This is a genomic window from Hyunsoonleella aestuarii (assembly GCF_006148925.1).
GTDB lineage: Bacteria > Bacteroidota > Bacteroidia > Flavobacteriales > Flavobacteriaceae > Algibacter_D > Algibacter_D aestuarii.
Map to the genome: position 1 here is coordinate 697827 of NZ_VAWB01000001.1, position 26727 is coordinate 724553.

22 protein-coding genes are annotated in these 26727 nt (G+C 34.0%); 1 reads left to right on the top strand and 21 read right to left on the bottom strand.

What is annotated here, in order from left to right:
- Positions 1-13: 13 nt before the first annotated feature.
- The 11 genes from FEF17_RS03360 to cyoE all read right to left on the bottom strand — a co-directional run bounded on the left by FEF17_RS03360 (position 14) and on the right by cyoE (position 8594).
- Positions 14-1255: an ABC transporter permease gene (locus tag FEF17_RS03360; protein WP_211342464.1), complete on the bottom strand. Its 1242-nt coding sequence runs from the start codon at positions 1253-1255 to the stop codon at positions 14-16.
- The gene (locus FEF17_RS03365) at positions 1256-2488 is read right to left on the bottom strand and encodes an ABC transporter permease (RefSeq protein WP_139000952.1); all 1233 of its coding nucleotides are present in this window, start codon (positions 2486-2488) and stop codon (positions 1256-1258) included.
- Positions 2481-3182, bottom strand: a complete 702-nt coding sequence (locus FEF17_RS03370) for an ABC transporter ATP-binding protein (protein ID WP_139000953.1) — start codon at positions 3180-3182, stop codon at positions 2481-2483. The genes FEF17_RS03365 and FEF17_RS03370 overlap by 8 nt, the downstream gene beginning before the upstream one ends.
- A gap of 72 nt (positions 3183-3254) precedes the next feature.
- On the bottom strand, positions 3255-3482 hold the full coding sequence (locus tag FEF17_RS03375; RefSeq protein WP_139000954.1) for a hypothetical protein: 228 nt from the start codon (positions 3480-3482) through the stop codon (positions 3255-3257).
- Positions 3482-4015 carry a DUF420 domain-containing protein gene (locus FEF17_RS03380; RefSeq protein ID WP_139000955.1) on the bottom strand — a complete coding sequence of 178 codons (534 nt, stop codon included), beginning with the start codon at positions 4013-4015 and terminating at the stop codon, positions 3482-3484. Before FEF17_RS03380 ends, FEF17_RS03375 begins: the two co-directional genes overlap by 1 nt.
- On the bottom strand, positions 4008-4754 hold the full coding sequence (locus FEF17_RS03385) for an SCO family protein (protein ID WP_139000956.1): 747 nt from the start codon (positions 4752-4754) through the stop codon (positions 4008-4010). Before FEF17_RS03385 ends, FEF17_RS03380 begins: the two co-directional genes overlap by 8 nt.
- Positions 4747-5466 carry a hypothetical protein gene (locus FEF17_RS03390; protein ID WP_139000957.1) on the bottom strand — a complete coding sequence of 240 codons (720 nt, stop codon included), beginning with the start codon at positions 5464-5466 and terminating at the stop codon, positions 4747-4749. Before FEF17_RS03390 ends, FEF17_RS03385 begins: the two co-directional genes overlap by 8 nt.
- A gap of 123 nt (positions 5467-5589) precedes the next feature.
- Positions 5590-5970 (bottom strand): cytochrome C oxidase subunit IV family protein, encoded by a 381-nt coding sequence (locus tag FEF17_RS03395; RefSeq protein WP_139000958.1) that lies wholly within the window; start codon positions 5968-5970, stop codon positions 5590-5592.
- Positions 5971-5991: 21 nt separating this feature from the next.
- Complete coding sequence (locus FEF17_RS03400; protein ID WP_139000959.1) at positions 5992-6975, bottom strand: cytochrome c oxidase subunit 3; 984 nt, start codon at positions 6973-6975, stop codon at positions 5992-5994.
- A gap of 137 nt (positions 6976-7112) precedes the next feature.
- A complete protein-coding gene (locus FEF17_RS03405) occupies positions 7113-7694 on the bottom strand; it encodes a cytochrome c oxidase subunit 3 (RefSeq protein ID WP_139000960.1) in 582 nt (193 codons plus the stop codon).
- Positions 7695-7700: 6 nt separating this feature from the next.
- Positions 7701-8594, bottom strand: coding sequence for a heme o synthase (cyoE, locus tag FEF17_RS03410; RefSeq protein WP_139000961.1), 894 nt, complete (start codon positions 8592-8594; stop codon positions 7701-7703).
- A 149-nt stretch (positions 8595-8743) separates the two neighbouring features.
- Between cyoE and FEF17_RS03415 the strand changes: the two genes are divergently transcribed.
- On the top strand, positions 8744-9607 hold the full coding sequence (locus FEF17_RS03415; RefSeq protein WP_139000962.1) for an MBL fold metallo-hydrolase: 864 nt from the start codon (positions 8744-8746) through the stop codon (positions 9605-9607).
- Positions 9608-9661: 54 nt separating this feature from the next.
- On the opposite strand, the gene FEF17_RS03420 is transcribed toward FEF17_RS03415, so the two are convergent.
- The 10 genes from FEF17_RS03420 to ruvB all read right to left on the bottom strand — a co-directional run bounded on the left by FEF17_RS03420 (position 9662) and on the right by ruvB (position 26623).
- Positions 9662-11761, bottom strand: coding sequence for a gliding motility protein RemB (locus tag FEF17_RS03420; protein ID WP_139000963.1), 2100 nt, complete (start codon positions 11759-11761; stop codon positions 9662-9664).
- Between the two features lie 122 nt (positions 11762-11883).
- The gene (locus FEF17_RS03425; RefSeq protein WP_139000964.1) at positions 11884-12669 is read right to left on the bottom strand and encodes an energy transducer TonB; all 786 of its coding nucleotides are present in this window, start codon (positions 12667-12669) and stop codon (positions 11884-11886) included.
- Between the two features lie 127 nt (positions 12670-12796).
- Positions 12797-13519: an energy transducer TonB gene (locus FEF17_RS03430; RefSeq protein ID WP_139000965.1), complete on the bottom strand. Its 723-nt coding sequence runs from the start codon at positions 13517-13519 to the stop codon at positions 12797-12799.
- Between the two features lie 60 nt (positions 13520-13579).
- Positions 13580-13957: a VanZ family protein gene (locus tag FEF17_RS03435; RefSeq protein ID WP_211342465.1), complete on the bottom strand. Its 378-nt coding sequence runs from the start codon at positions 13955-13957 to the stop codon at positions 13580-13582.
- Complete coding sequence (gene gcvH, locus FEF17_RS03440; RefSeq protein WP_139000967.1) at positions 13950-14330, bottom strand: glycine cleavage system protein GcvH; 381 nt, start codon at positions 14328-14330, stop codon at positions 13950-13952. The genes FEF17_RS03435 and gcvH overlap by 8 nt, the downstream gene beginning before the upstream one ends.
- 63 nt (positions 14331-14393) lie before the next feature.
- On the bottom strand, positions 14394-21647 hold the full coding sequence (gene sov, locus FEF17_RS03445; protein ID WP_139000968.1) for a T9SS outer membrane translocon Sov/SprA: 7254 nt from the start codon (positions 21645-21647) through the stop codon (positions 14394-14396).
- Positions 21648-21653: 6 nt separating this feature from the next.
- Positions 21654-22235 (bottom strand): Holliday junction branch migration protein RuvA, encoded by a 582-nt coding sequence (gene ruvA, locus FEF17_RS03450; protein WP_139000969.1) that lies wholly within the window; start codon positions 22233-22235, stop codon positions 21654-21656.
- Between the two features lie 53 nt (positions 22236-22288).
- Positions 22289-24583: an NADP-dependent malic enzyme gene (locus FEF17_RS03455; RefSeq protein WP_139000970.1), complete on the bottom strand. Its 2295-nt coding sequence runs from the start codon at positions 24581-24583 to the stop codon at positions 22289-22291.
- A gap of 52 nt (positions 24584-24635) precedes the next feature.
- A complete protein-coding gene (queG, locus tag FEF17_RS03460) occupies positions 24636-25562 on the bottom strand; it encodes a tRNA epoxyqueuosine(34) reductase QueG (protein ID WP_425552624.1) in 927 nt (308 codons plus the stop codon).
- A 38-nt stretch (positions 25563-25600) separates the two neighbouring features.
- A complete protein-coding gene (ruvB, locus tag FEF17_RS03465; protein ID WP_139000971.1) occupies positions 25601-26623 on the bottom strand; it encodes a Holliday junction branch migration DNA helicase RuvB in 1023 nt (340 codons plus the stop codon).
- Positions 26624-26727 lie beyond the last annotated feature (104 nt).

Genomic DNA, 26727 nt, shown 5'->3' on the forward strand with positions numbered 1-26727 from the left:
CTACTTACTTTATTTATTCTTCACGTAATGCATCAATTGGCTTTACACTCGTAGCCTTAAATGCTGGAATTAGTCCTATTAATGTGCCTAGCGATGTTACAATTAATAAGGCGAAAAACACAATCCCTATAGATACAGATGGATTTCGCATAAAGGCATCTTCACCAATACCTGCAAGTTTATTAACCAACATTAATATTATTCCGCCACTTATTATACCTAAAACCCCTGCAATTAGCGAAATGGCTACCGACTCAATAATGATTTGACGTTTAATTAAGAACGGCGTAGCGCCTAATGCACGTCTAACACCAATTTCTTTTGTGCGTTCTTTAACTGATATTAATAATATACCACCAATAGCAAACACCCCTGCTATTAAGGTTGCTATACCTACAAACCAAGTTAAAAACTGCATGCCAGTTAAAAAGCCCGTAAGTTGTTCAAATTGATCGCCAAGATTAAAGCCGTTTAGGGCTCTATTGTCATCAGGATGAATATTATGAATATTTTTTAGCAGGAGTTTTACATCGGCATTTATCTGATTAATTTCGAAACTAGGATCTCCAGTAATCATCATTAAATCGATTTTATTTCCTCGATTATAAATCTGTTGCGACGTTGTGAAAGGTATATCAATATCTATTGGAGGGCCTCCAAATCTTACTACTTTATAAACGCCAATTACAGTAAAACTTACATTTTCCCCATAAATCATTTCACCAATGGGATATTCATCTTTTTCAAATAATTGTTTGTAGGCGTCCTCAGATATCACCGCCACCTTTTTGCGTTCATCAATATCATTTTGATTAATGTATCTTCCCCACAATAAATCTTTTTTTGCTAGTACATCTATTAAAGGGAATTCGCCTCTTCCACCAAAACTTGCAGCTAAAGATTTTCTATTTAGAGTAATATTGAAAAAATGACTTGGGAGAACTTCTTCAACACCTTTAATATTCTCTTTAATTTTTTCTACATCATTTAAACTTAGAGGTACTGGTCTGCCTTCTTGATAACCTTTAAATGGCATTGTAGTTCTACCGCTAAAAATAAATAAACTATTGGTGGCGAAATTTTCAAACATTCTATTAAAATTGTTTTCAATCCCTTTTGCAGATCCTAGCAAGCTAATTAGTAAAAGAATACCCCACCAAACGCCAACCATAGTTAAAATAGACCGGAGTTTATTTTTACTAAGGCTATCGAAAACTTCTTGCCAGGTATCTTTTTCTAATAAAAACTTTATCATTTACCCATTTCTTAATGCCACAATAGGTTTAATTTTTGATGCCTTTTTTGCTGGTAAAAATCCTGCAATAGCTCCAGCAATTACTAAAACAATTGTCGCTGTATAAACAATTGAGGGTTTAACACTTGGATTGGTAATCCAGTAACGTTCTATACTAGAACCTATAGCTTCTAAAACACCAACACCAATAAGCAAACCAACATAACCTGCAAAGGCTGTAATTAAGATAGATTCTAATAAAATAATAGAAACTATCGATCTAGGTGAAGCACCTAAAGCTTTACGAATACCAATTTCTTTTGTTCTTTCCTTTACAATAAAAATCATGATATTACTTATACCTAAAATACCAGCTATAAGTGTACCAAAACCAATAATGGGAATTAATATTCCAAGTCCGGTAGTCATGTTATCTAAGCGCTTTTTTTCTTGTAAAATCCTATTTCCTATTCTTACTGCTCGTTGGTCATTAGGAGCAACATCGTATCTGCTTTTTAACTTTGCAGTAATCTCTTGGACTAAAACCAATGCTTGATCTGCACTCATGTTCGGATTATAACCAATGGTGATACTTCCTATCTCGTCTGTAGCTAAATACAACCTTTGTATAGTTGTATAACCTGTATAAATGGTACGCTCTTGCTCGTCGCCTCCATTATCTGAAAACACACCAACAACTTTATAAACCACACCTTCTAAATCTATATATTTACCTAGAGCAGATTCTTTAACAAACAAATCTTTCTCTACAAGGCGACCAATAGCAATAACTTTATCTTTATTTTTTACATCTCGCTCGTTTATAAAGCGTCCTTTAATAATAACTGCTTTTTCTAAATATTGATGATCTGGAGACACACCAGTAATGGTATACTCTCCTTTTCTCTTTTTATATTTTAGTTGATAGGTTCTAGATAATTTAGGCGTTATATATTGAATTTTATCACCAAACTCTTTTTTTAAATAATCTAAATCTTTATTAGCGTATGTTATTAGTCGGCCTATTTGAAGGCCTTTATATGGTTTTGAAGTTGTTCCAGATCTTATAGTCAAGGCATTGTCGGCCGTAGTTAAAAAAAACTTTTCAAAAGTATTTTCTAGTCCATTGGCAATTCCAAAAAGTATGGTAAACAACATAATGGCAAATGCCACCGTAAAACCAGAAAGCGCAGCTCTTGTTTTGTTCTTATTAATACTTTGAAATATTTCTCGCCAAAGGTCTAGATCAAACATATTGGTCTGCTCGTACTTGAATTACTTTTGTATCTTCCATTATTACCCCATCTTTCAATCTTACAATACGCTTGCACATATTGGCAATATCTTCTTCGTGAGTTACCATTAAAATTGTTTTTCCTTCATCATTCAATTGTTGTATGAATGCCATTATCTCATATGATGTAGTTGTATCTAGAGCACCAGTCGGCTCATCAGCCAACAATAATTTAGGATTTGCCGCTAAAGCTCTGGCAATAGCAACACGTTGATTTTGTCCTCCAGAAAGTTCTTTTGGTAAATGCTTCGCCCAATCTGCTAAACCAACCTTCCCTAAATGAAATAGTGCTTTTTCTTGACGGTCTTTACGGCTCATTCCTTGATAATACAAAGGAAGTGCTACATTCTCCAGAGCATTCTTATAATTTATAAGATTGAAAGATTGAAAGATAAATCCAAGAAATTTATTTCGGTATAGAGCAGCCTTCTTCTCTGTAAGGTTTTTAATAGGTAGCCCGTCAAGTATATATTCTCCAGAATCTAACTCGTCTAACATTCCTATAATGTTTAATAAAGTGGATTTTCCAGAACCAGAAGACCCCATAATCGCAACCATTTCTCCATCTTTAATAGATAAATTGATTCCTTTTAAAACATGTAGGCTTGTTCCTCCAATTGGATAAGACTTTTGCAAATCACGAATTTCTAACATGGCTGTTTTAATTAATAAATTCCTGGTCTTATTAATAAGACATTAAACACTCTAGAAAGTTACAAAAGTAATCTAGCTTTTTTTCTTATTGAACTTACTATATTTTTTATAAATAATAAACCCAATACCACCAACAAGAAGATATGGTATGAACATAAGATAAACTATACCATCGTTTATGCCTTCCGCCGCAGTTTCATTACCCTCACTCTCTAAAACTGCTCGACACATAGCGCATTGAGCATTAGTCTCTAATATAAAGAGATAAAAGCATAGAAATAAGATTATCTTAAGTTTCATTAATAATAAGGTGAAATCATAATATAAACAATAACACCTGTAACCGCCACATAAAGCCAAAGCGGAAAAGTGATTTTTGCTATTTTTTTATGCTTTTCAATATTGTTCGTGATAGCTCTAACATAAGTAATCAAGACAAAGGGTATTACCGCTATGGACAACGCAATATGTGTTAGTAATATGAAGTAATAAATATATTTTACAGCACCCTCTCCACCAAACTTTGTAGAATCACTCGTCATGTGATAAGCAACATACATAATTAAAAACAAGGCGGAACACCAAATGGCAGTGGTCATTAAATTCTCATGCAATACAATTTTTTTGTTCTTAATAGCTATGAAGGCAAGAACCAAAATAACAGCTGTTAAGCCATTTATTGTTGCATAAATTGGTGGCAAAAAGCTTAGAGGCTCAACATTTGGAATTTTTATTCCAAATAAGGCCGCTACAACAATAGGTATAACTACAGATAAAACAACAATTAATTTGTTATACTTCTTTTCGTTTAGTATTTGTTTAGAATCACTCATTAAGCAATATTTTAATATCCTCTTTTAAGGCCGATATTTGTTCTTTCACTCCCTCGTCCGTCACACGTTCTTCTTCAGAAACAATACCTCTGTAATATATTATCGGGTTTCCGAATTCATCCTTTCTTGAACGAATAAAGCCATTTTTATCTATTAAAGCGAAATTTCCAGAATGCTCAAAACCGCCTTCCACATCTTTATTTTCTGCTGTATAAATATAAAACCCTTCGTTTGCTAGTTTATATATATCCTCTTGTTCACCAGTTAAAAAATGCCAATTAGGATTTGAAATTCCGTAGTGTTCTGCATAATTTTTTAGAATTTCTGGAGTGTCGTACTCTGGATTTATAGTAAAAGATGCCACCCCAAAATTATCTAAACCCTGAAACGTACTTTCAATTTGAACCAAGTTAGCATTCATTTTTGGGCAGATAGTTGGGCAGGTGGTAAAAAAGAATTCTACGAGATAAACTTTACCTATATAATCCTGATTAGTTATAGTTTTACCATCTTGATTTGTAAAGCTGAAAGTTGGAACTTTTCGTTTTTCACCGTTATTTTCTATAAAAATTAAATCAGTGGATTCAGTTTTATTATTATCAGCAAAATCGGTTCTACTCTCTTGACGAGAAATATCATCATTAGATATCCTATCTATAATTCTTGGAATGAAAATGATTCCAAAAACTAAAATTATGAATGATACACCGATATATGAATAATTCGTTTTCTTACTCATTACTTTCAGATTTTAAATCGCTAGCTCTTCTAATGTCAGAATTAAACTCCCCTTTACGTTTTTGACGATACTCCGTAAAAATTATGCGTAAGTCGTCACTCATTTTATTTTTAATTTCCGAAACTTCAATACAATTATAACTTAATAAAGGATATATTGGTTTATTCTTTTCAATTTCATTGTCTGTTCTATCATCAATTCGACCTCTTTGATTCAAGTCTTTATCAATAATAAAAACCATATCCGAGCTTAAATCCTCTGCTAAACTATTTTTACTTTTTAAGCTGTAAAAGACCCTTTTTACTTCTTTATCTGTTCCGAAAACAAAGTGCCAAAATCTAATATCTTCGTATGAGCTAATTTCACCTTTAAGTTCTCCTACAGCTTCTTCCGTCCCTTGTGGCATAACAATAACAATTTGAAAACGTTTAAAGCCTTTAAATTTATCGTAAATCAGCTCCTTTAAATTTAAGGCAGTGATAGATTTGGAAATTGGGTTTTTACCAAAAAAACCAACAACAGAAATGTGTTCTTTTAATAGAATCTTGTCTTTAGAAGCCGAATTAAAAGTATCAATTTCTTTAACCTTGTCATTGACTATATCCAAAGGCTCATAATTGTGTGTGGCAGGATATAAAAACAATAAAAAAGTGACTGGAAGAAAGAATAAAATCCCTAAAACAATATATCTACTTACTTTCTTATAATTCATTCAAAAGGTGCGTTTCTTTTCAAATTTAATATGACGCAAAATTAAAAAAAGGCGGTTTAATAACCGCCTAATCGTATCTATTTAACAAATCATTCAGCTTATAAAGCTACCTCTGAAAATTTATTAAAAATCTCTTTTTACAAACCCGTCTTTATAAACATCAAAAACGTATCCGCCTTCTTGTAACAATATAAATATCAAATAAAGAATTAAGAATATAGCCGTCCAGACAACCATACGTCTTAACGCTTTTGTTTCATCTCGCATGTGCATGAAATCCCAAGTAATGTAATAGGCCTTAACAATTGTAAGAATAATAAATATCCAGTTTAAGATTTTCATGCCTAAAAACTTAGCCAATAAACCTTCTGGTTTATAAATACCTAAAACTACCTCGATAGCTGTTACAATAGTAAGAAAGATTAAAACCCCCCAAATTTTTTGAGTATTTGATTTAAATTTTACTAAACCTCTAAATATTTCTAATTTATGTGCGTGTGCCATTTTATAAATATAATTATCTTATTAAACTAGGTAGAAGAATGTAAATACAAATACCCAAACCAAATCTACAAAGTGCCAGTATAAACCGACTTTTTCAACCATTTCGTAACTTTTACGTCTTTCATAGGTCCCTAAAATAACATTAAAGAAAATAATGATATTAATAACTACACCTGAAAATACGTGAAAACCGTGAAAACCAGTTATAAAGAAAAAGAAGTCTGCAAATAATGGTGAACCATATTCATTTACTTGTAAATTAGCACCTTCTACAACCAGTTTCCCGTTTTCTTTAATTTGTTTTAAAGACTCTTGTCTCGATAATACTGTTTTCTCTCCTTCTTCAGTTAATGTTTGTGTTCTAACCAAAACATTTTCATGAGATTCTAAACCATGAACCACCTCGTCTATGGTGTAAGTTGGTAATGTGCCTTCTGAAACAAACCATAAACCACTTTTACGCTGGTGTTGTGTTCTATCTGCATGAGCATCAGCAGTAACAAAATCTCTTAACGCCACTCTATGACCTTCATTATCAACAAATTGCAAAATATTGCCACCTTTGGTTTGTACAGCTCCAAAATCACCTTTTATAAATGTAGCCCATTCCCATGCTTGAGATCCAACGAAAATTAAGCCTCCAATAATGGTTAAAAACATATACAAGGTAACTTTAGCTTTGTTTAAGTGATGTCCAGCATCAACCGCTAATACCATAGTAACCGACGACATAATAAGTATAAATGTCATAAAAGCTACATAAATCATTGGTAGCTCCTGTCCATGTAAAAAAGGTACGTGTGTAAATACCTCATCTGCAATTGGCCATGAATCTATAAACTTAAATCTTGAAAAGCCATAGGCTGCTAAAAACCCTGAGAAAGTTAAAGCATCCGATACGATGAAAAACCACATCATCATTTTACCATAACTTGCATTAAGAGGTTTATTTCCCCCTCCCCAAGTTTTTCCTTCTGTTCCAGTATTTACAACTGTTGTACTCATATATAATGGTTGTTATTTAAAAGTTGCACAAAAATAATCATTTTATTTATCTAAAGAAACATCCTGCTGTAAATTATAGAGACTCTAAATAAAAGTGCATTAAGATGTTACTTCAGACGTATAAAAAACAATAAAAACTATCTAAAAAAATATAAAAATAAAAAGAGTAATACCCAAAGGGCATCTAGAAAATGCCAAAAGGTAGCTGCCAGTTCAAACCCCAGCATACTAGAAGGTGTATACTTTTGTTTAAAATGATTATAAATTACTACCAATAAACAAATTAAGCCCACTGCAACATGCAGAATATGCATAAATGCGATTACAAATATAAAAGTCATCGTTATATTACTAGTCGGTCCAGTAAAATGATAACCATCACCAATTATTTCATTAAATCCTAAAAACTGATTATAAATAAATGCTAATCCTAATAAAAGTGTTACTAATAAAAAGGCTGAAGCCTGACTTCTATTATTGTTTTTCAAAGCTTTTCCAGCAAGTATAAATGTAAAACTACTTATTACTATAATTAATAGGCTAATCAAAAATGCGTTAGGTAAATCAAAATCCTTTAACCAATCTGGTCTCGATTTACTTACGATATACGCACTAGTCCATCCTGCAAACGACATTATTAATGAAATAATCCCGAACCAAAGCATCATCTTTTTTGCTCTGCTATTCTTTTCCTCTGATGTACCTTGAGTTAAATCCATAAACTATTACCTAATAAATTTATCTATTACATATACGATTTGAACTAGTGAAATATAGGACACACTCACCAGCATTAATTGCTTTGCCGCTTTTTCGGTCATTAACCTAAATAATCTTATGGCATAATACAACATCCACAACCCTAAAAGTAAAACAACAACCCCTGATACAATCGATAACTCTAACTTTCCAGTAAAACCAAAAACTGGAATTACAGAAACGATTAACGTCCAAATAGTATACATAATGGTTTGAACAGCTGTTCCTTTATCTTGCTTTCCAGTAGGTAGCATAAAGAATCCGCCTTTTTTGTAATCTTCAAATAAAAACCAACCAATGGCCCAAAAATGAGGAAATTGCCAAAAGAATTGCAATGCAAACAGAGTTCCAGGCTCAATGCCAAAATCATCAGTTGCAGCTACCCAACCAAGCATAAAGGGAATGGCTCCAGGAATGGCTCCAACAAAAACAGCCAGCGGTGTTTTTGTTTTTAACGGGGTATAAACGCAAGTGTAAAGGAATATTGAAATAGCACCAAACATAGCGGTTTGCTTATTGATGTTGTAAAGAATAATAATCCCTAAAAGCGTAAATACTGTTGCAATAATAAATGCCGTTTTAATAGACATACGACCTGCAGGAATTGGCCTGTTCTTAGTGCGACTCATCAATGCATCTAAATCTTTTTCAATAATCTGGTTAAAAGCATTTGACGCTCCTACCATAAAATAACCTCCAAGACCTAGCAACAATAGTGTTTTAAAATCTATGGTTTCTACGCCCAATAAATATCCTGCTAATGATGAAAAAACAACACTAAGAGCGAGTCGCATTTTAGTGATTTCCTTAAAATCTGAAATCACTGATGGTATTGCTAATGAAGATTTTGAATAACTCAATGTTCTATTTGCTTGATCGCTTTCCAATTGCGAGTGCAAAGATACTTTATTACAGCATTTTGAGCAATGGTTTTCAGGTGTAATTTTATTCTAGATTCTGAAATAAAAAGTCGTATTTTTATTAAATATAACCTTGAATACCATTCGTTATGCAATGCCATAAAACACTTTCACTGTTTCTAACATTAGGTTTAATAATCTCAAGCTGTGCTCAAAAAAATGAGGTAATTATAAAAACACATCAACTTACTGAAACAATTTTTATGCTAGAAGGTAGAGGTGGTAACATAGGCATATCGATTGGCAGAGATGGGGTGTTTATGATTGACAGCCAATTTGCACCATTAATTCCCAAAATACATGATGCCATAAAAGCACTAAGCGATAAACCCATATCTTTTTTAGCGAACACCCATCACCATGGAGACCATACTGGTGGTAATGAAAATATTTCAAACCTTGGGGCCAATATTATTGCACACGATAATGTATATAACCGCATAAAAAACAATGCAAAGCAGGGTAATAATGCTTTACCTACTATCACTTTTAATGATAAATTAAGTCTCTACATTAACGGTGAGCAGGTTATGGCCATACATTTCGATAATGCCCATACAGATGGTGATATTATGCTCTATTTTACAGAAAGTAATGTATTGCATACAGGAGATGTTTTCTTCCATAACCGTTATCCTTACATCGATTTAAATTCTGGTGGAAGTATTGATGGCTACATAGGTGCTGTAAAAAAGATATTAATGTTAATTGACGAAGAAACTAAAATTATACCGGGACACGGAAATATTTCAAATAAAAAAGAATACTTAACTTTTTTAACAATGCTTCAAGATTTGAGAGGGAAGGTATTAACTGAAATTAAAAAAGGTAAAACTGAAGATGAAGTAGCCGCTGATACATCCCTATCAAAAACTTATGATGATTTGGGTTACAGTTGGGGTTTTATTAATTCTGAAAAATTTAGAAGAACGGTTTATAAGAGTTTGAATTAAAGTAATTAAGAAAGTGTTAGATGCTGAAACGAGTTCAGCATACGCTTTTTGTTATCAAAAGTCAAAATACCAATTAAATAAGTCGGTTCTAATGCCAAAATTAAACCATAAAGTATCACTTTTAAACGTTGAAGCTGATGTAACATCTGGGTTAAAATTTCTAAATGTAATGTCGGTAAATATTTTAAGGTTGGATGCAGGGTTAATTAAATAACCTGCTTGTAAATTCCCATAAAAAGTATTTGTCTTAATCCCTTGCGCTACCTCTACACCGGTATCAAAAGGTCTTTCATTATAATTTCGGTATATATCACCACCATAACTAAAATTATCAGTGCCGTTATTAAAATCTAACCCGCGCGTTCCAAAAATAATTCTAGCATCTGCAAACCATCGGTTATAATGATATCTTCCTATCAACACCACTTCACTAAAATTAGCACCCCATAAATGCGCCATAGATTGGTTGTTATGCGCATAATTTAATACAATGGTATTGTGAGAATAGGTATAAGGACGCACACGATTATACTCCAATTGCAATAAAAGGTTATTTACTTTAAACGCATTATAATATTTTACTCCTAATTGATAACCATATTTATTTTTCCAACTTTTTTCACCCCCTTTAATATCATTAAGTGAAAATTCGTCCAAAATAAATTGACTGTAGGCATATATATTATCTTTGAATTTATATTTAGCCGAAGCTCCCAAAATAGCATTTCCTGCTCCTTGGCCTGTTTCAAATTCAATTGCTCGATAAAAAATAACTGGGTTTAAATAGTTAATATCGAAACCACGCTCGTTAGAGTTGGTCCACAAAACAGATTCAAAGAATCCTAAATTTAATCGTTTCGATACATTCCAACTTAAATAATGATTCGCCATGTACTTCGTTAAAAAGGCGCCATCTTCAGTTACCTCTGGTCTAACATCTCTAAGCCACATCCAAGTATTGGTATATTTTATTTTCCAAAACTTCGTATTTAACTTTAAAAACGGTCTCGGACTAGACACATCACTCAAGAATAAAGAACGATAACCATCTCCAATAAAGTTTTTACCATGCCCAAACTGAATGTTTATAAACTTTGCAGGACTATACGATAAATAAGCCTCTGCTACTGGATAATCGTAAGAATCACTTTTAAAACGTTTTGCAATACCGCGTCCTGGAATAATGGCCGGATCTGGCCCAAAAGCTTTTAAGCTTTCGGCATATTGATTAACATATTGTGCAAATCGACCTTGACTCTCAAAAACCGAGGTATAAAAATTAAAATTTTTACCTAGACCTCCTTGAACCAAAAAACCTCTTGTATTATTGTATGTAGAGTTGAATTCTGCTTCGGTATCTTTCCCTACTTGTAAATCGAAAATAGGATCTATGGTGAACCAATAATCCTTTCCTTGTAATTGCACTAAATGTTCATTCCAAAGTTTTTTTCCAGCCCAAGTATTGGTTTCTCGTTTTAGCTTTTCCTTTTCAGCCTTAAAATCGTAATATTTTGATACGTCTTCATATACAAAGGGTTTAGATGCTGTATGGGTATTGGTTCCAATTAGGTTAATATTCCTATCGAATCGCGCATAATCACCATGCGTGAAAGGAATATTTAATTGACTAGAATATCTTTTATTATCAAACGGAACCAAAGTAGTATTAACACTATCGAATTCTTGTTTTGCTTTTTGTTCTAGCTTTGAAATTTCGTTCTCCTTCACTAAATCTTGAGAAACCGCTTCCTGATTAACCAATGGTATTTTAATTGGCATGGAATATTGCTTATACGTAGATCGTCCATTATAAGTGGCAGGTTTTACTTTTGGAAATATTGAAAATACACGTTTTGTTTCTTCTTTTAATTCGTTATAAATAGCATCCACATAAATTACCCGAAAAATACCTGCTGTATCTACTTCAAATAGCACTACAACCTCTCCTTTGTAACTTTCATCTAAAGCTTTTTGAGGCACTTTAAAGTTTTCATAGATACGCTTAAACACATTTTTATCAAAGCATTTTTGCAGTGAATCTATAGCTGTATTTTCGCAATCTGAAAAAACTGGAGGTTTTTCATTAAACGAAGAAGTTTGTGAGGAGGTTGTGTATTGAACTAAAAGTAGGAGTAGAACAATTAATCGCTTCATGTTATTTTGTTAGGCGTTGATTTTAAGGCGAAAGATACTATATTTTAGCAAAGTTACCATTAAAAAAACCGCTATCGTTTTATTTCAATAACGGTTTCTATGACTAAATAGTTTACTTAATTTTAATAATCAACTTGAAAAACAATGGGCAATGTATAAATTACACCTACGTTTTTATCGTGTTGCTTTCCTGGAGTCATTTTGGGTATTTTATTGACAACACGTTCTGCCTCGTCATCTAACTTAGGATGTGGTGAACGTGATTTAATGTTTGTAACCTCTCCTGTCTTGTCAATTTCAAACTGAACGTCAATTCTTTGCCTCCCGCTCAATCCATAGTCGCTTCCAATACTTGTATCGAATTTTCTTAAAATAAGCTTAGAAATTTTTTCAGACATACATTTTTTTCTATCATCGTTATCCTTGTATTTTTCACAACCAGGATAAATTGGTGCATCTTGAATACTTATAAATGGCACTGGTGCATCGTCAGGAACATCAATCACTACAATATCATCTGGATCAATTGGTGGGTTATCATCTATCACAGGATCATCAATTGTTGGTAATACAGGATTAAGCTCGGTGTCATTCGGAACAACTTCAAAATCCTTAGACTCTTTACTCTTTTTTTGTTCTATCGACTCTTCAAAAGTGGGTTTAATGGGTTTAATATTTAGAACATCAACATATTCGGGTTCAATTAATGGTGGTAACTCCATGTACTTTGGAATAGTCGTTGCAAAATTCATCTCAAATAACCCATAGATAAACAACAAACAGACAATTAAGCCGATTTGAAAATACAGGGTTGAGTTTTTTTGTAAATTCGCATCATGCTTTTGTGGCTTTTTCGCGATTTGCTCATTTTGGCGAATGAGTTCGCGAGACTTCTTAGAAGTGCTCATAATAATTATAGTTTAAATGTTAATATTTTGATAAAATCACAATAAGCATACCAAAAAGAAATCCCGTTACAAATATTGTAACGGGATTTTAAATTATTAGAGTTCTCCTTATTAAAAAGGTTACTGCTTAATCTTGTACTTGGAAAATAATAGGTAATGAATATGGCACAGTTACTGCTTTACCACGTTGCTTTCCTGGTTTCATTTTTGGCAACAAGTTAATTACTCTAGCTGCTTCTTTTTCCAGTCCAGGGTGTGGTGCTCTAGCACGAACGCCTGTTATATCTCCATTTTTATTAATCTTAAAGATTACGTTTATACGCTGTCTTCCTGATAATCCTAAATCACTTGCTAGTTCTGTATTAAATTTTTTATTAACAAACTTCGAAATCTTTTCAGACATACAAGCTTTTTTTGCATTGTTACCACTTTTATTTTCACATCCTGGGAAAATTGGTACATTTTCAATTACTGCGAAAGGAACTTCTATATCTTCCTCTACTTCTTCTACTTCTACTTCTTCAACCTCAACAATTTCTTCTTCTTGATCAGTCTCAGTCGATTCAATTACGGTTTCTTCTACTTCTTCTTCATCTTCTACAATCTCAATAACTTCTGGAGCTGCAGGTGGAGGCGGAGGAGGCGGAGGTGTTTGAATTTGTTCTGTGATTGGAATTTCTTCATCATCTAATTCATCTAAATTCAACTGTCCAATATCTATATTTGACTTATCATAAGTTTTGTAATTGATCGCATAATTTGTTAAAAACAACATTAAAGCTAAACCAATTGCGAAATAGAGTGAACTATTACGTCCAACATTAGCTTGAGAATTTTTCTTCGGTTCCATAATCTTATTGTTTTATCAGGATTGCTAAAATAACCATTTATTTGTCAAAAAAGCAAGTGATTATATTAATTTAACGTCTTTTATTTTATAAATTACTAATACAATTACAGCAACAATAATACCAATTGTGTTAGCACCAACATCATAAATATCTGAAACTCTTGTGTCTGTAAGATTGCCTTGAATAAATTCAATGATTACACCAATTACAAAAGAAACCAATCCAGCACAAACAATAGCCTTCGTTTTTGTAAATTTAAATCGATTAAAAAGTGCATTGAACCATAATAATGGTAAAACAAAATAAGCTAAAAAATGAAATATTTTATCACCAAAAGATGTCCCTAAATCTGGTAATTCACCTAATTCAATTAAACTTAGGCAAGCTAAAGCAATCGTATAAAAAACGGAAATAAATAAGGCATATTTTTTAAACACCAACTAGTGCTTTATAATCATCGGCAGACAAAAGGGTTTCTACCTGAGATAAATCTGAACATTTAAGTTTTATCATCCAACCATCTCCATAAGGATCTGTGTTTACCTTTTCTGGTTCATCTTCTAAAGATTCATTGAATTCGATAATTTCTCCTGACATTGGTAAAAATAAATCGGACACTGTTTTTACTGCCTCAACCGTACCAAATATTTCTTCAGCATCTAAAGTCTCATCGACAGTTTCAACCTCAACATATACGATATCTCCAAGTTCTCCTTGAGCAAAATCAGTAATTCCAATAGTAGCAATATCGCCATCTATTAGAACCCATTCATGATCTTTTGTATATTTTAATTCCGATGGTATGTTCATTATGCTTGTTTTTTAATTTCAACAAATGTATTTATTCAAAATATAATTTCAAATACTTATTTATTAATTTCCGAAATTATATCTAAGGGTAAAACCAGAACGTATCGTTGTTTGAGGGAATGCTGTAGAGATAGCATATTCTGAAAACGCATAATCAAAATAGAAGATAGCCGTTAAGTTCTTGCTGAAAGCATAATCTGCCGAGTATTTCAATCCCCAAATTGTCTGGCCAGAGGTTACCTGATTATTTTCAAGGTCTAAATATCTAATAATCGTTTTATTATCTCGAATAGAAATATCTGCCTTCATATTTAAATCACTCACAATACGTTTTCTTGGACCCGCTAACTGAGATTTAATTCGAACATCTTTTATTCTATAACCCAGACCTAAAACATATTCATTTCCTTGTATTTCTGTCATCAAGTTATTATCAAAACTAAGGGAAAGCAATCTGTCTTTCTTAATTTCTGCTAGTATTTTAATGGAGTTCTTCATTTCCATATCTATCCTAACCAAAGGACTAAACATTTCGGTTAAATTGATATTACTGAAAAGTGTTTCGTTTTTGTAATTACCCGATTGATCTTTAGTCTCTGGTGCTTGACTGTCATAATCTAAACTAAAATCTGGTCTAACATAATCTAAATTTGACTGAAACTGATTAATGGTATAACTTGAACGATAACCATGTGTTACAGAAAATCTTCTAAAGCGTTTTTTAAACCAATTAAACTTCATGAAACCTGTGTACTTCAAATCCCAGTTAGGAATTGGAACATCTCTAAAAGCTGTTGTCTTAACTTTACTTGCATCTTGACCAGAGTAGGCTGCTAAAAATGCAGGAAGTAAAACTGCTTGACTATTTTTACCATAGCCTCTTGGGAATCCATCTGGGTCCACATCGTTAACATCCGAACCATTTTGTTGAGCCAACCTTCTCGCAATTGTAAGTCTGTTGTCTCTAAAATCGTTAAATGCATCAGAAGTGTTTTCATCACTCTTACCAAAAGCTGTTTTAATTAAAACAGTAGATATATTAAAATTACCGAAGGTATTAGGGGTTAAAGATTCATATTCTAGTTGGCCATTTACATCATTCACCCTATAGTTTTCGGTATAATTCTCGAAATAAGTCCTATTACCAACAATATCAATCTTTAAGTCTCTAACAGGTTCGAGATTTGCAGATAAATCTAATTGTCTTGTTTGTGTTTCGGTGTATTGCTGATTAAACTCTGGGAACACCGTTAACCAGCCTCTTCTGGCGGCTAAAAATCTAATATCACTTTGACTTCCAAAAGTATATCCTAATGTAGGCTTAAGGGTTCCAATAAAACCTGGCGTTTGCAAATATCCTGGAAGGAATGATCCATTATTTTCTGAATAGTTTACTTGAACCCTTTTAATACTAGTTAAAATATCTATTCCTGCATTTAATATTTTTGCACCAGACTTGGTTTTATTTTTTTGTTGATTATTAGCATCTTGATTATTAGCTCCTGGAGGTCCTGGAGCAGCTCTTCTTGTTCTGGCACCTCTTATTGGTTTTTTTATTAATCCTATATATCGATACAACTTGTTCATGTCTAAAGATGAATTTAAGTTGTGGGTATTGGCATTCTGTATGGTGTTTCCTAAATCATATGTTTGTCCATCCAATTCTAAATCTCCGAATAAATCCGAACCTTTTTGCCATTGGAAATCGCCACTATATTGATATGTTGCGTCCAAAAAACTAAAGGTTGGAATTTTACTAAATGGTAATTGATAGGTAATCCCTAGTTGCTGTGTTTGCCTATTTGGGTCACCCACATCCAAGAAACCATCCCAAACATTAAGTGTTGCATCTTGTTCGCCGTTAATTATATTATCCTTAAAATAATTTCGAACAATATTATTGTTTGCAGCTGTAAAGTTTAACTGTAAAGCGTCTGTTAAGTTATAATTAATTGTATACTGAAAATCGAAAGTATAGTTTCTTCTAAATAGTTCCTCAATTCCAATATTACCACCCCCCAAATCTATTTCTCTAAATTTTTGCTTATTAAATTGTCTATTAATATCTGAATTAACCGCAATACTCGTTGGCAACAGATTGAAATTAAAATCTTTCAATATTTTCCAGTATTTACCTCTAAAGAGCGAATCATTATTTTTAAATGGTTCTACTTTTACAGGATTAAAGTTAAATGCATAATTAACCCCAGCTCGTATTGTTTGATTAAGCGAATTTTCAATTTCAAAATCGCGGTGTTCTACTTTGTTGTATGAATAGTTTACGGTTAGGTTTTCAACATCATAGAATCTTGGAGTAGCATCAGTTGTTCTAATTTTTCTAACACCAATAAAATTGATGCTTTGTCTTTTTGTATAGTCTTCGGATTGCTCCTTTATTCTTTCACGCTCTTCATTAGAATTGGCAGCGTCTAATCTTGAATCTAAGGTTAAATCTTTATAAAACTGATCGTACTTTGGAGTGATTAACTCTTCACTCTGTGCATAATTAAATGGTAATTGGATACCCCATTTTTTTGGTAGTAACTGCCCAACATTAATGTTAGTAACTACATCATATTGAGCCACATCTTCCAAACTACGTTGACTTGGTCCTTGTTCTAGCGAACCAAAACCAGATGTACTTCTTCTACCTGTTGCGCTTATATTCATGAAATCGGCAATGTTAGCATCCATACTAACTACTGCAGCCCAACCACCTTCGTTATCTAAATCTGATAAACGCAGTTCATTAAACCAAACTTCTGCACAAACATCATTACTATTAGATCTATTTTTTACACCTACCATTAGGGTTCTAATATCCCCGAAGTTAGGATTACCTCTAATTCCAACACGGTGCTGTCCTGCAACATAATCTGAAAACTCATCATTAGGCACAGGAATAATTTCTCCATTAACTACATCATAAAAAGTTGGATCTTCGTTAGTTAAGGTCATATCTGAAATTCCTTGAGCCTTAATTTTACCTAAAACCTCTATTGGTAAATTAATTTCATTTTCTTCTGGCCATAATTCTTCTCTAGATATTCCAGATGATACTTGAAGTGGAATTTCAATTTGGTAATAATTCTCTGTTAGGTCATTACCCATACGAATAAATCCAACCAATTCGTCACTTGTTAGGTTACCAGCATCGCCAGCTTCAGCATGCATAAACATTCTCATACGTTTATACTGGCGCATATCAATATTTATATTTTTAAATACTGCTTTAGAATCGCGAGCTTCTAAATTACAAACGTTAACAACCAGTGATTGTTCGTTTTGTTCAACAACAGTATTGTTGTTAAATAATTCCTCCGGTTCAATACCTGGAGGTCTTTGATAACTTCCTTCATTTTCAATGGTTCCTATTATCCCTACCGAAAATTCGGTTTGAGGATCATCAGGAGTAGCATCATTTTTATCCAGAGCTTGTGTGTACCGTCTCCAATCACTTCGAACTAAATCTAAAGTTCCAAAACGGAATACTGTTTTTTCCGTAAACTCTTTAAGGTAAACACGTGCAAAACGAATGGATCTAAAATCTGTAATCCCACCATAACGTTTGTACTCTGGAAAGGCTGGGTCATCAAATCTATCCAACGGCACATTAACAGGAATTCTTACTTGAAACCATCTTACATTTACTGATTCTCCATTTGGAAGCGAACGTGGTTGAATTTTAATATCGGTTAAAAATTCCTTTAAAGGGTTTGAATCTGGCAAGTTTTCAAAACCTGCTTGATCTTCAGGTAAATTTTGAGGTGTAAGTTCTAACTCATATTCAAAATAACTATCAATCGTATTCATTGTATTATCACGATTGATATCCTCTACATCTGGTTGTGTATTAGCACCTCTATCTGTATTTGAAAACGTATCTGGTGTATTCCCTTGAACGCCGTTATACTGTTTGTAGCGTTCAAAAATATCTCCAGATGCGTTTAAGAAGTATGTGTAATTATCGTTTGCTGGGTCTGGACCAAAATCGGTACCAAAGGCTGCTGTTTCCTCGGCATCGTCGTAACCATCATAACCGACATCTTGGTTATCACGTTCTTGCCCTGTAGTATCAAAAGCATAAATAAGTGATTGATTTTGTGGCACAACAGTTCCATAATCTGTAGGTAACAACAAACTTACATCACCGTCTTCTGGCAATCCATTTTCATAAAGCTTTCTACCATCTCGAACGACATCTTCGGATACATTACCTAAATTAAAAACTAGTTTACCTCCTGGATTAGTTGGGTTTTCCTGAAAAGGATCTTGTAACCAAAACTCAATATATTCCACATTGGCTTGTTCTAAATCAGTGGATGTTAATTGACGCGTTATACCTGCCCATGAGTCATTGGGGTTATCTAATCTTCCATCATTATTTGCGTCAGAGGAACTTAGTGGTTCAAAATTATAAGGTCCTCTTTCATCTGGATAGTAAGCCAAATCTAAACTAAAAAGCACTGAGTTTTGACCTTGAACTAAATCTCTATTAGGGAATAATTCATTTATAAAAATACGACTGGTAAACAAATCAGATAAGTCATCATCATTTATATCATCTGGTCGTTGGCTACTGTAAAAAATTGGATCAATATTGTACCAGTTAAGTAATGCTCTATCATATCCGTTGGTTGGACCATTAACATCAAAAACATCTGTCCCGTCAATCTGTAAAGGTCTACTAGACAAAAACCAAGACTGTTGCGCTTTTAAATCTATAGCGTTTTGAGAACCTTCAAAATCATCAATATAAGAAGTGGCTTCGCCGTTTAAATTGGTTCCCTTTGGAGCTCCAGGAGCTAAATATGCAAACTCCCCCCTAACAGATATGTTAGATTCAACGTCTGTATCAATATTTGGTAATTTATTAGCTAAACGTGTTAAAAAAGGAACTTGAGTAGCATAATTACCATTAAATCCGAAAATAGTATTGTTTATTGGTTCAGACCCATAATTCGCTTTTTGAGTTATAGGTCTTTCGTTAAGGTTTAAAAGTGTTGCTCCAAGAACAAAATTCTCGTTAAACTTATGCTCAACATTGAATCCCGTAAATCGTCTTGTTTGCTGACCAAAAACAGCGTTATTTTCCGTTGAAACATTAATTGGTGTGTTCGAGGCTTTTAAGGCTTCATCTAAGATTTGTACCCGCCCTAATTGGTAATTAACGGTATAATCTATACCTTCTACTAAAACACGTCCACCGGCAGTAACACGAACCGATCCTCTTGGTACATTAAACGCTCCTAATGGAATACCGTCGCCTCCGCTAGATTTATAGCGTCCTTTTAACTTAAACTTATTTTTCTCTACCTCCTCGAGTGCTGCTGTTTTTGTACTCTTATAAAGAATATCGTAAACATACTTCGATTGATTCTCGTTATATGTACTTTTTACATCGTAATCTTCACCTGCATTTATAGCCAATTTGTTGAATAAAAATTCTCCAAAAGGTTCAGCGCTCGGAAAAATTATTTTCCCATTTTGAGGCAATACAGTGATTCCAGGAACAAAATCAAAGAAACCGTCTCCATTAATTTGTGGGTCATTATTAAAGTTTAATTTATCTAAATTAAAAACTCTTAATAGAGGGGATTCTTGAATGCCTTTTTCGTTTGGTGCTGGAGTTGGGAAAGGTGTTGACCCAACCGGTGTAATAAAATTTAAAGGAGACGCTTCGTTGTAAAAAATATTCAATTTAAAATCGTCTTGACTTAAATTAAAAGCACCTGTATCGTAGATGTTTTTCATCATTAAATCCCATACTGGCAAATCAACAGCAGTTACACTACTTTTCAGCATTTTTACGACAAGGTTAGAATTAACAACCTGTGTTACCTGTCCTTGATTATTGGTAGTAACATCGGTAGCGTTAACCCCATCGTTCGCAAATTCTCCTACTTGATAGACTTGTCCTGCTACTGTAAACTGAAAAGCTACTGCTAAAACCTCATCGTTATTTAAACGCTGGTTTAACGATATATAACCTAATTCAGTATTTAAAATATATTCTTGCCCTTGAATAAGTTTACGCGCATTTTCGAGTTTGGCATAATCAAAACCTTCATTTGTATTAGGAACAGTAATAGCTTGATCTACAGTAGCTACATCCCTAACAGCATCAGTTATTAAACCCGTTGGTCCAATCGTATTGACGTCAAAGTCATTGTTACCATTATCTGGAAATGCATTTGGGCCTACGTTTACAAAGTTGGTAGGGGGTGTTTGCAATCCAATACGATCACCTTCTCCTAAATCTTGAAGGGCTACAATATTTCTAACATTCTCGGTCCTGTTACTTCTATTGGTTGTCCAAACCTCAATTCTAGTGATTTGTAAGCCCTTAGTATCTAAATATGGATAGGTTGCTAAAGCTTTATCGTAATTATCCCTAAAATACTGCGCCAAAAAGAAGTGTCTATTTTCGTCATAATCCCTAATAAAAAGATCAAACTCTTCTAAGGTTCCTCCTCCTTGAGAAACCACAGATGTCGATTGGGATTTTTGTTCAGAAAACACGCCCGTTACAGTAGTTCGCCCAAACTGAAGTTGCGCTTTTACACCAAATAAACTTTGCGCCCCTGTAATTAAAGAACTGTTAAGCGGCATGTTTACATTACCTACTTCTATTTTTTGAATAATATCATCCTCAGTTGGTGTGTATTCCAACTTTACCAAATTCTGAAAATCAAAAGTCGATTGGGTATCATAGTTAGCTGTTACTTGTAAACGCGTTCCGACTTTACCGAGTAAACTTAAACTAATTCTTTGATCAAAATCGAAAGTAAAATTACTCCTGTTCCTTGGCGAAAACGTGGGGTTATCTTGCTGGGAAAAAAGAATCCCTAAGTCCATTTCAACAGAACCTTGCGGTATCACCTCTATCGTGTTACCTCCAAATATTGTTTCAAAGAAATTTGAGTTAACATAAAACTCTGGTAGTAAATTTTTTTGGGCATCTTCGGCACCATCTTTTTTACCATCAAAAGCATCAATCTTATCCTTATAATAATCTTTCAGGTTTTGCTTTGCAACAAGTTCAAAATATTCTTTCGGTGTTAATATAACCGGGTAGTTGATATCGAAGTTTCCAACTTTCTCTGTATAAATATATCGATCGGTTAAAGCATCATAGGTATATTTAGACTCAATACTATTTGGGTTAGGCGTTTTTATACTCCCTAAACTAAACCCTGTTTTAGTTGAATCTTGAGGTGTTTGTTGCCCCCATGTCACCAAAGAACCACACAGCAAAATTACTATGAGAAGAAGATGTTTAGTTATTTTATTCAGTGTTTGGTTAGTTTGGTTCAAAATATGCTACAAGTTTTTTAAGGCTTCCTTTATAATAGTTTCAACATTTGCATCTGGTTGAGCTATCATAATTTTATCCACAACACGTTCTGCCTGTTTTTTTCCAAAACCAAGCACTTCTAAAGCAGATAACGCTTCATCTTTGTTGGTATTGCCTTTAGAAACAGAAACTTCATCAATATCATATATCTTCAAAATTTTATCTTTTAAGTCCAAAATAACACGCTGTGCAGTTTTAACACCAATTCCCTTAACAGATTGTATTAGATGAACATCGCCACTTGCAATTCCTTCTCGTATCTGTTTTGGAGTTAAAGATGATAACATTGTTCGCGCAATACTAGCACCTATACCGCTTACAGAAATTAATAATCTAAATATTTCCCGTTCTGATAATGATGAAAACCCATATAATGTATGAGAATCTTCTTTTATTTGAAGATGCGTAAACAGTTTTAAATTTTCGCCTTCTGGAATTTGAGAGAATGTATGTAATGATATATTGAGTTGATAACCTACACCATTACAGTCTATAACAACATGCGTTGGATTCTTTTCAGTAAGTTTCCCTTGAATATGAGTTATCATGAATTGTGATTCGTTGACCCACCAAATGTAATAAAATTATTCACATTTAGTCATTACTTCTTTGCATTTTCCAATTCTCTTAACTCTGTTTGTTGCGCATCTATTACTGCAATAGCGGTCATATTTACAATTTCGTCAACACTTGCTCCTAATTGAAGAATATGTGCTGGTTTTTTCATTCCCATCATTACGGGACCAATGGAATCTGCTTCGTGTAATTCTTTCAATAATTTATATGTAATATTCGCAGAGTCTAAGTTTGGAAAAATAAGCGTATTAACCTTTCTCCCAACCAATTTTGAAAATGGAAATCTGTTGCGCAGCATCTCATCATTTAGAGCAAAATCTGTTTGTAGCTCGCCATCTACAACCATATTTGGATAATGACGATGCAAATACGCTACAGCCTCCCTTACCTTAGAAGCGTTTATATGATCCGATGACCCAAAATTAGAATAAGATGTCATGGCTATTACTGGTTCCATACCAAACATTTTAACAACATGTGAAGTCATTTGTGCTATTTTCGCTAAAACTTTACCATTAGGTTCAATATTAATTGAGGTATCACTTAAAAATAAAGGTCCTCTTTTTGTCATCATAATGTTGGTTGTGGCAATTCTACTAACGCCATGTCTCATCCCAATTAATTCCAACATTGGTTTTACCACCGACGGATAATTTCTCGAATACCCCGATATTAATGCATCGGCATCCCCTTCATTAACCATCATTGCAGCAAAATAATTTCTCTCGCGCATTAAGCGTTGAGCCGCATAATACGTTACTCCTCTTCGCTTACGTTGTTCCCAATATACTTTGGCATACTTATTCTTTCTTTCGTTTTCTTCTTCCGTTTTCGGATCGATAATAGAAATATCTCCCTCGAATTCGATCTCCTTCATTAATGATTCTATTGTTTCTTTACGTCCCAATAAAATAGGCATCGCGACCCCTTCTTCATAAACAATTTGAGCTGCCTTTAATACATCTAACTGATCCGCTTCTGCAAATACAACACGTTTGGGGTCCAACTTAGCGCGATTTAATAATAACCTAACTAATTTATTATCTGAACCCAATCGTTCTCTTAGCGTATCTTGATACTTGTCCCAATCTGGAATGGTACGTTTCGCCACTCCGCTTTCAATTGCTGCTTTTGCAACGGCTGGAGGCACCTCGGCAATTAACCTAGGGTCAAATGGCTTTGGGATTATATACTCTTTACCAAAAGTTAATTTGGTTTCTCCATAGGCTATATTCACCTGTTCTGGCACTGGCTCTTTCGCTAAGTTTGCTAAAGATTTTACTGCAGCCATTTTCATTTCCTCATTAATCTTTGTGGCACGAACATCAAGTGCTCCCCTAAAAATAAATGGAAAACCAAGCACATTATTTACTTGATTAGGATGATCACTTCGTCCTGTCGCCATAATAATATCCTTCCGCGTTGCAATTGCTAGATCATATTTTATTTCAGGATTTGGGTTAGCCATTGCAAAAACAATAGGGTTATCTGCCATAGACAATAACATTTCTGGAGTCACAATATCTGCCATAGACAAACCGATAAAAACATCGGCATCTTTCATAGCCTCCTCAAGAGTATCAATTTTTCTATCAGTCGCAAACTCGGCTTTTTCAGAAGTTAGAGTATCTCTATCTTTTCTTATAACCCCCTTACTATCCAACATGACCATGTTTTCAATTTTGGCCCCACAAGATTGATACAATCTTGAACACGAAATAGCAGCAGCTCCAGCGCCACTAATGACTATTTTTACTTCATCAAGTTTTTTCTCTGCTAATTCTACAGCATTCAATAAGGCAGCCGCAGAAATAATTGCAGTACCATGCTGGTCGTCATGCATTACTGGAATATCCAGTTCTTCTTTTAAACGTCTTTCAATTTCAAAAGCCTCTGGTGCTTTAATGTCTTCTAAGTTAATTCCACCAAAAGTAGGCGCAATATTTTTTACGGTTTCAATAAATTCATCGACGTTTTCAGTATCAACCTCAATATCAAAAACATCGATATCTGCAAAAATTTTAAACAACAATCCTTTACCTTCCATTACCGGTTTTGAGGCTTCTGGTCCAATATTACCTAAGCCTAAAACGGCAGTACCATTAGAAATAACTGCAACTAAGTTTCCTTTTGAAGTATAGCGATATACTTGATCCTTGTCCTTCTCAATCTCCAAGCAAGGTTCAGCGACACCTGGAGAATATGCTAAAGAAAGATCTCTCTGACTTGCATATTTTTTTGTCGGAACTACTTTTATTTTACCGGGAGTTGGTTTTGCGTGATATATAAGGGCCTCTCTTCGTTTACTTTCTTCGCTCATATGGATTAAATTATATAGACTAACAAATATAGCAATCCTATTAAGGAAACAACTACTCTTTTAAAAAATTGATGTTTCTTTTTAATCCAGAAAACTTTGTACGTTTCACTGCAGATTTTTTAAATACTTTTCTGAAAGTTTCCTCGGTAATCTCTTCCCAATCTTTTTTAGACATGGATAGTAATTCTGGATGTGGATTGAATAATGGTTCTGAATGTCCTTTTGAAAAACGATTCCAGGGGCATACATCTTGACACACATCGCAACCAAACATCCAGTCATCAAATTTTCCTTTGAATTCTGTTGGAATATTTTCTTTAAGTTCGATGGTATAATATGAGATGCATTTACTGCCATCAACCACATAAGGTTCCGTAATAGCCTCTGTTGGACATGCATCAATACATGCGGTACAGGTGCCACAATGGTCTGTTACTTGGGCGTCATATTCCAGTTCTAAATCAATAATCAATTCAGCAATAAAATAAAATGAACCTACCTGTTGGGTTAATAAGTTAGAGTGCTTACCAATCCAGCCTAACCCCGATTTTGCCGCCCAAGCTTTATCCAAAACCGGTGCAGAATCTACAAAAGCACGACCCTGAACTTCTCCTATTTCATCCTGAATGAAATACAACAGCGATTTAAGTTTATCTTTAATAACGAAATGATAATCTGTTCCAAAGGCATACTTAGATAGTTTATAGCTATTAGCTGTTTGCTCTTGATTGGGGTAATAGTTTAACAATAAAGACACGACGCTTTTTGAGCCTTCCACCAGTTTTGTGGGATCCAATCGTTTGTCAAAATGGTTTTCCATATAGCGCATTTCACCATGCATATTTTGGTTTAACCACTTTTCCAATCGAGGCGCTTCTTCTTCTAAAAAGTCAGCCTTACTAATTCCACATGACAAAAAACCGAGGCGTTTGGCTTCGGTTTTGATGAGTTGTGTGTATTTTAATTTATTGTTAATCATGTTGAGATTCTGAAACTAGTTCAGAATTACCCTAATTGTCAAAATAACCCGCCTTGAATATTTCCTTTTATTTTACCTAAATGTTTATAAGCCTGTTCTGTAACTTCACGACCACGAGGGGTACGCATAATAAACCCTTGTTGGATAAGAAAAGGCTCGTATACTTCTTCAATTGTTTCGGGGCTTTCGCTTACTGCTGTAGCGATGGTGGTAATTCCCACAGGGCCTCCCTTAAATTTATCAATAATGGTTGATAGAATTTTGTTGTCCATTTCATCCAAACCATGAGCGTCTACATTTAATGCCTCTAGTGCAAATTTTGCAATCTTTATATCAATAGTACCATTGCCTTTAATTTGAGCGAAATCACGAACACGACGTAACAAAGCATTGGCTATTCTAGGCGTTCCTCTGCTTCGACCTGCAATTTCGACTGCAGCTTCCATAGAAATGGGCACATCTAAAATCATAGCACTTCGTTGTACAATGGTTGTTAGCAAATCGGTTTTATAATATTGTAATCTACTTTGAATACCAAAACGAGCTCGCATTGGAGATGTTAGCAATCCTGAACGTGTAGTAGCACCTACCAGCGTGAATGGGCTTAAGTTAATTTGAACCGTTCGCGCATTTGGTCCAGACTCAATCATGATATCAATCTTGTAGTCCTCCATAGCTGAATATAAATACTCTTCTACAATGGGACTTAGCCTGTGAATTTCGTCGATAAACAAAACATCACGCTCCTCAAGATTTGTTAGTAACCCTGCCAAATCTCCTGGTTTATCTAAAACAGGTCCAGATGTTACTTTTATACCAACACTTAACTCATTTGCAAGAATGTGTGCCAATGTAGTTTTTCCTAGACCTGGAGGCCCATGAAATAAAGTGTGATCTAACGCCTCTGTTCTTAAATTTGCTGCTTGAACAAAGACCTGAAGATTTTCTAAAACCTGATCTTGTCCCGTAAAATCATCAAAAGATAAGGGTCTTAATTTCTTTTCTACATCAATTTCTTCAGGAGAAAAATTTTCGTTTGTTGGGTCTAGGTTTTCGTTCATTTTAATTTCCTGCAAAAGCAAGAATCTCTTTTTGTTAAAAACCCTTCGACTGTGCTCAGGGTGACATTTAGTTTCAATTTAAGTAAATTCTCTAATTAGAGTGA

Excerpts from the sequence above, each read along its gene's own strand:
- FEF17_RS03360 (WP_211342464.1), bottom strand. The coding sequence starts at position 1,255 with ATGATAAAGTTTTTATTAGAAAAAGATACCTGGCAAGAAGTTTTCGAT.
- FEF17_RS03365 (WP_139000952.1), bottom strand. The coding sequence starts at position 2,488 with ATGTTTGATCTAGACCTTTGGCGAGAAATATTTCAAAGTATTAATAAG.
- FEF17_RS03370 (WP_139000953.1), bottom strand. The coding sequence starts at position 3,182 with ATGTTAGAAATTCGTGATTTGCAAAAGTCTTATCCAATTGGAGGAACA.
- FEF17_RS03375 (WP_139000954.1), bottom strand. The coding sequence starts at position 3,482 with ATGAAACTTAAGATAATCTTATTTCTATGCTTTTATCTCTTTATATTA.
- FEF17_RS03380 (WP_139000955.1), bottom strand. The coding sequence starts at position 4,015 with ATGAGTGATTCTAAACAAATACTAAACGAAAAGAAGTATAACAAATTA.
- FEF17_RS03385 (WP_139000956.1), bottom strand. The coding sequence starts at position 4,754 with ATGAGTAAGAAAACGAATTATTCATATATCGGTGTATCATTCATAATT.
- FEF17_RS03390 (WP_139000957.1), bottom strand. The coding sequence starts at position 5,466 with ATGAATTATAAGAAAGTAAGTAGATATATTGTTTTAGGGATTTTATTC.
- FEF17_RS03395 (WP_139000958.1), bottom strand. The coding sequence starts at position 5,970 with ATGGCACACGCACATAAATTAGAAATATTTAGAGGTTTAGTAAAATTT.
- FEF17_RS03400 (WP_139000959.1), bottom strand. The coding sequence starts at position 6,975 with ATGAGTACAACAGTTGTAAATACTGGAACAGAAGGAAAAACTTGGGGA.
- FEF17_RS03405 (WP_139000960.1), bottom strand. The coding sequence starts at position 7,694 with ATGGATTTAACTCAAGGTACATCAGAGGAAAAGAATAGCAGAGCAAAA.
- FEF17_RS03415 (WP_139000962.1), top strand. The coding sequence starts at position 8,744 with ATGCAATGCCATAAAACACTTTCACTGTTTCTAACATTAGGTTTAATA.
- FEF17_RS03420 (WP_139000963.1), bottom strand. The coding sequence starts at position 11,761 with ATGAAGCGATTAATTGTTCTACTCCTACTTTTAGTTCAATACACAACC.
- FEF17_RS03425 (WP_139000964.1), bottom strand. The coding sequence starts at position 12,669 with ATGAGCACTTCTAAGAAGTCTCGCGAACTCATTCGCCAAAATGAGCAA.
- FEF17_RS03430 (WP_139000965.1), bottom strand. The coding sequence starts at position 13,519 with ATGGAACCGAAGAAAAATTCTCAAGCTAATGTTGGACGTAATAGTTCA.
- gcvH (WP_139000967.1), bottom strand. The coding sequence starts at position 14,330 with ATGAACATACCATCGGAATTAAAATATACAAAAGATCATGAATGGGTT.
- ruvA (WP_139000969.1), bottom strand. The coding sequence starts at position 22,235 with ATGATAACTCATATTCAAGGGAAACTTACTGAAAAGAATCCAACGCAT.
- FEF17_RS03455 (WP_139000970.1), bottom strand. The coding sequence starts at position 24,583 with ATGAGCGAAGAAAGTAAACGAAGAGAGGCCCTTATATATCACGCAAAA.
- queG (WP_425552624.1), bottom strand. The coding sequence starts at position 25,562 with ATGATTAACAATAAATTAAAATACACACAACTCATCAAAACCGAAGCC.
- ruvB (WP_139000971.1), bottom strand. The coding sequence starts at position 26,623 with ATGAACGAAAACCTAGACCCAACAAACGAAAATTTTTCTCCTGAAGAA.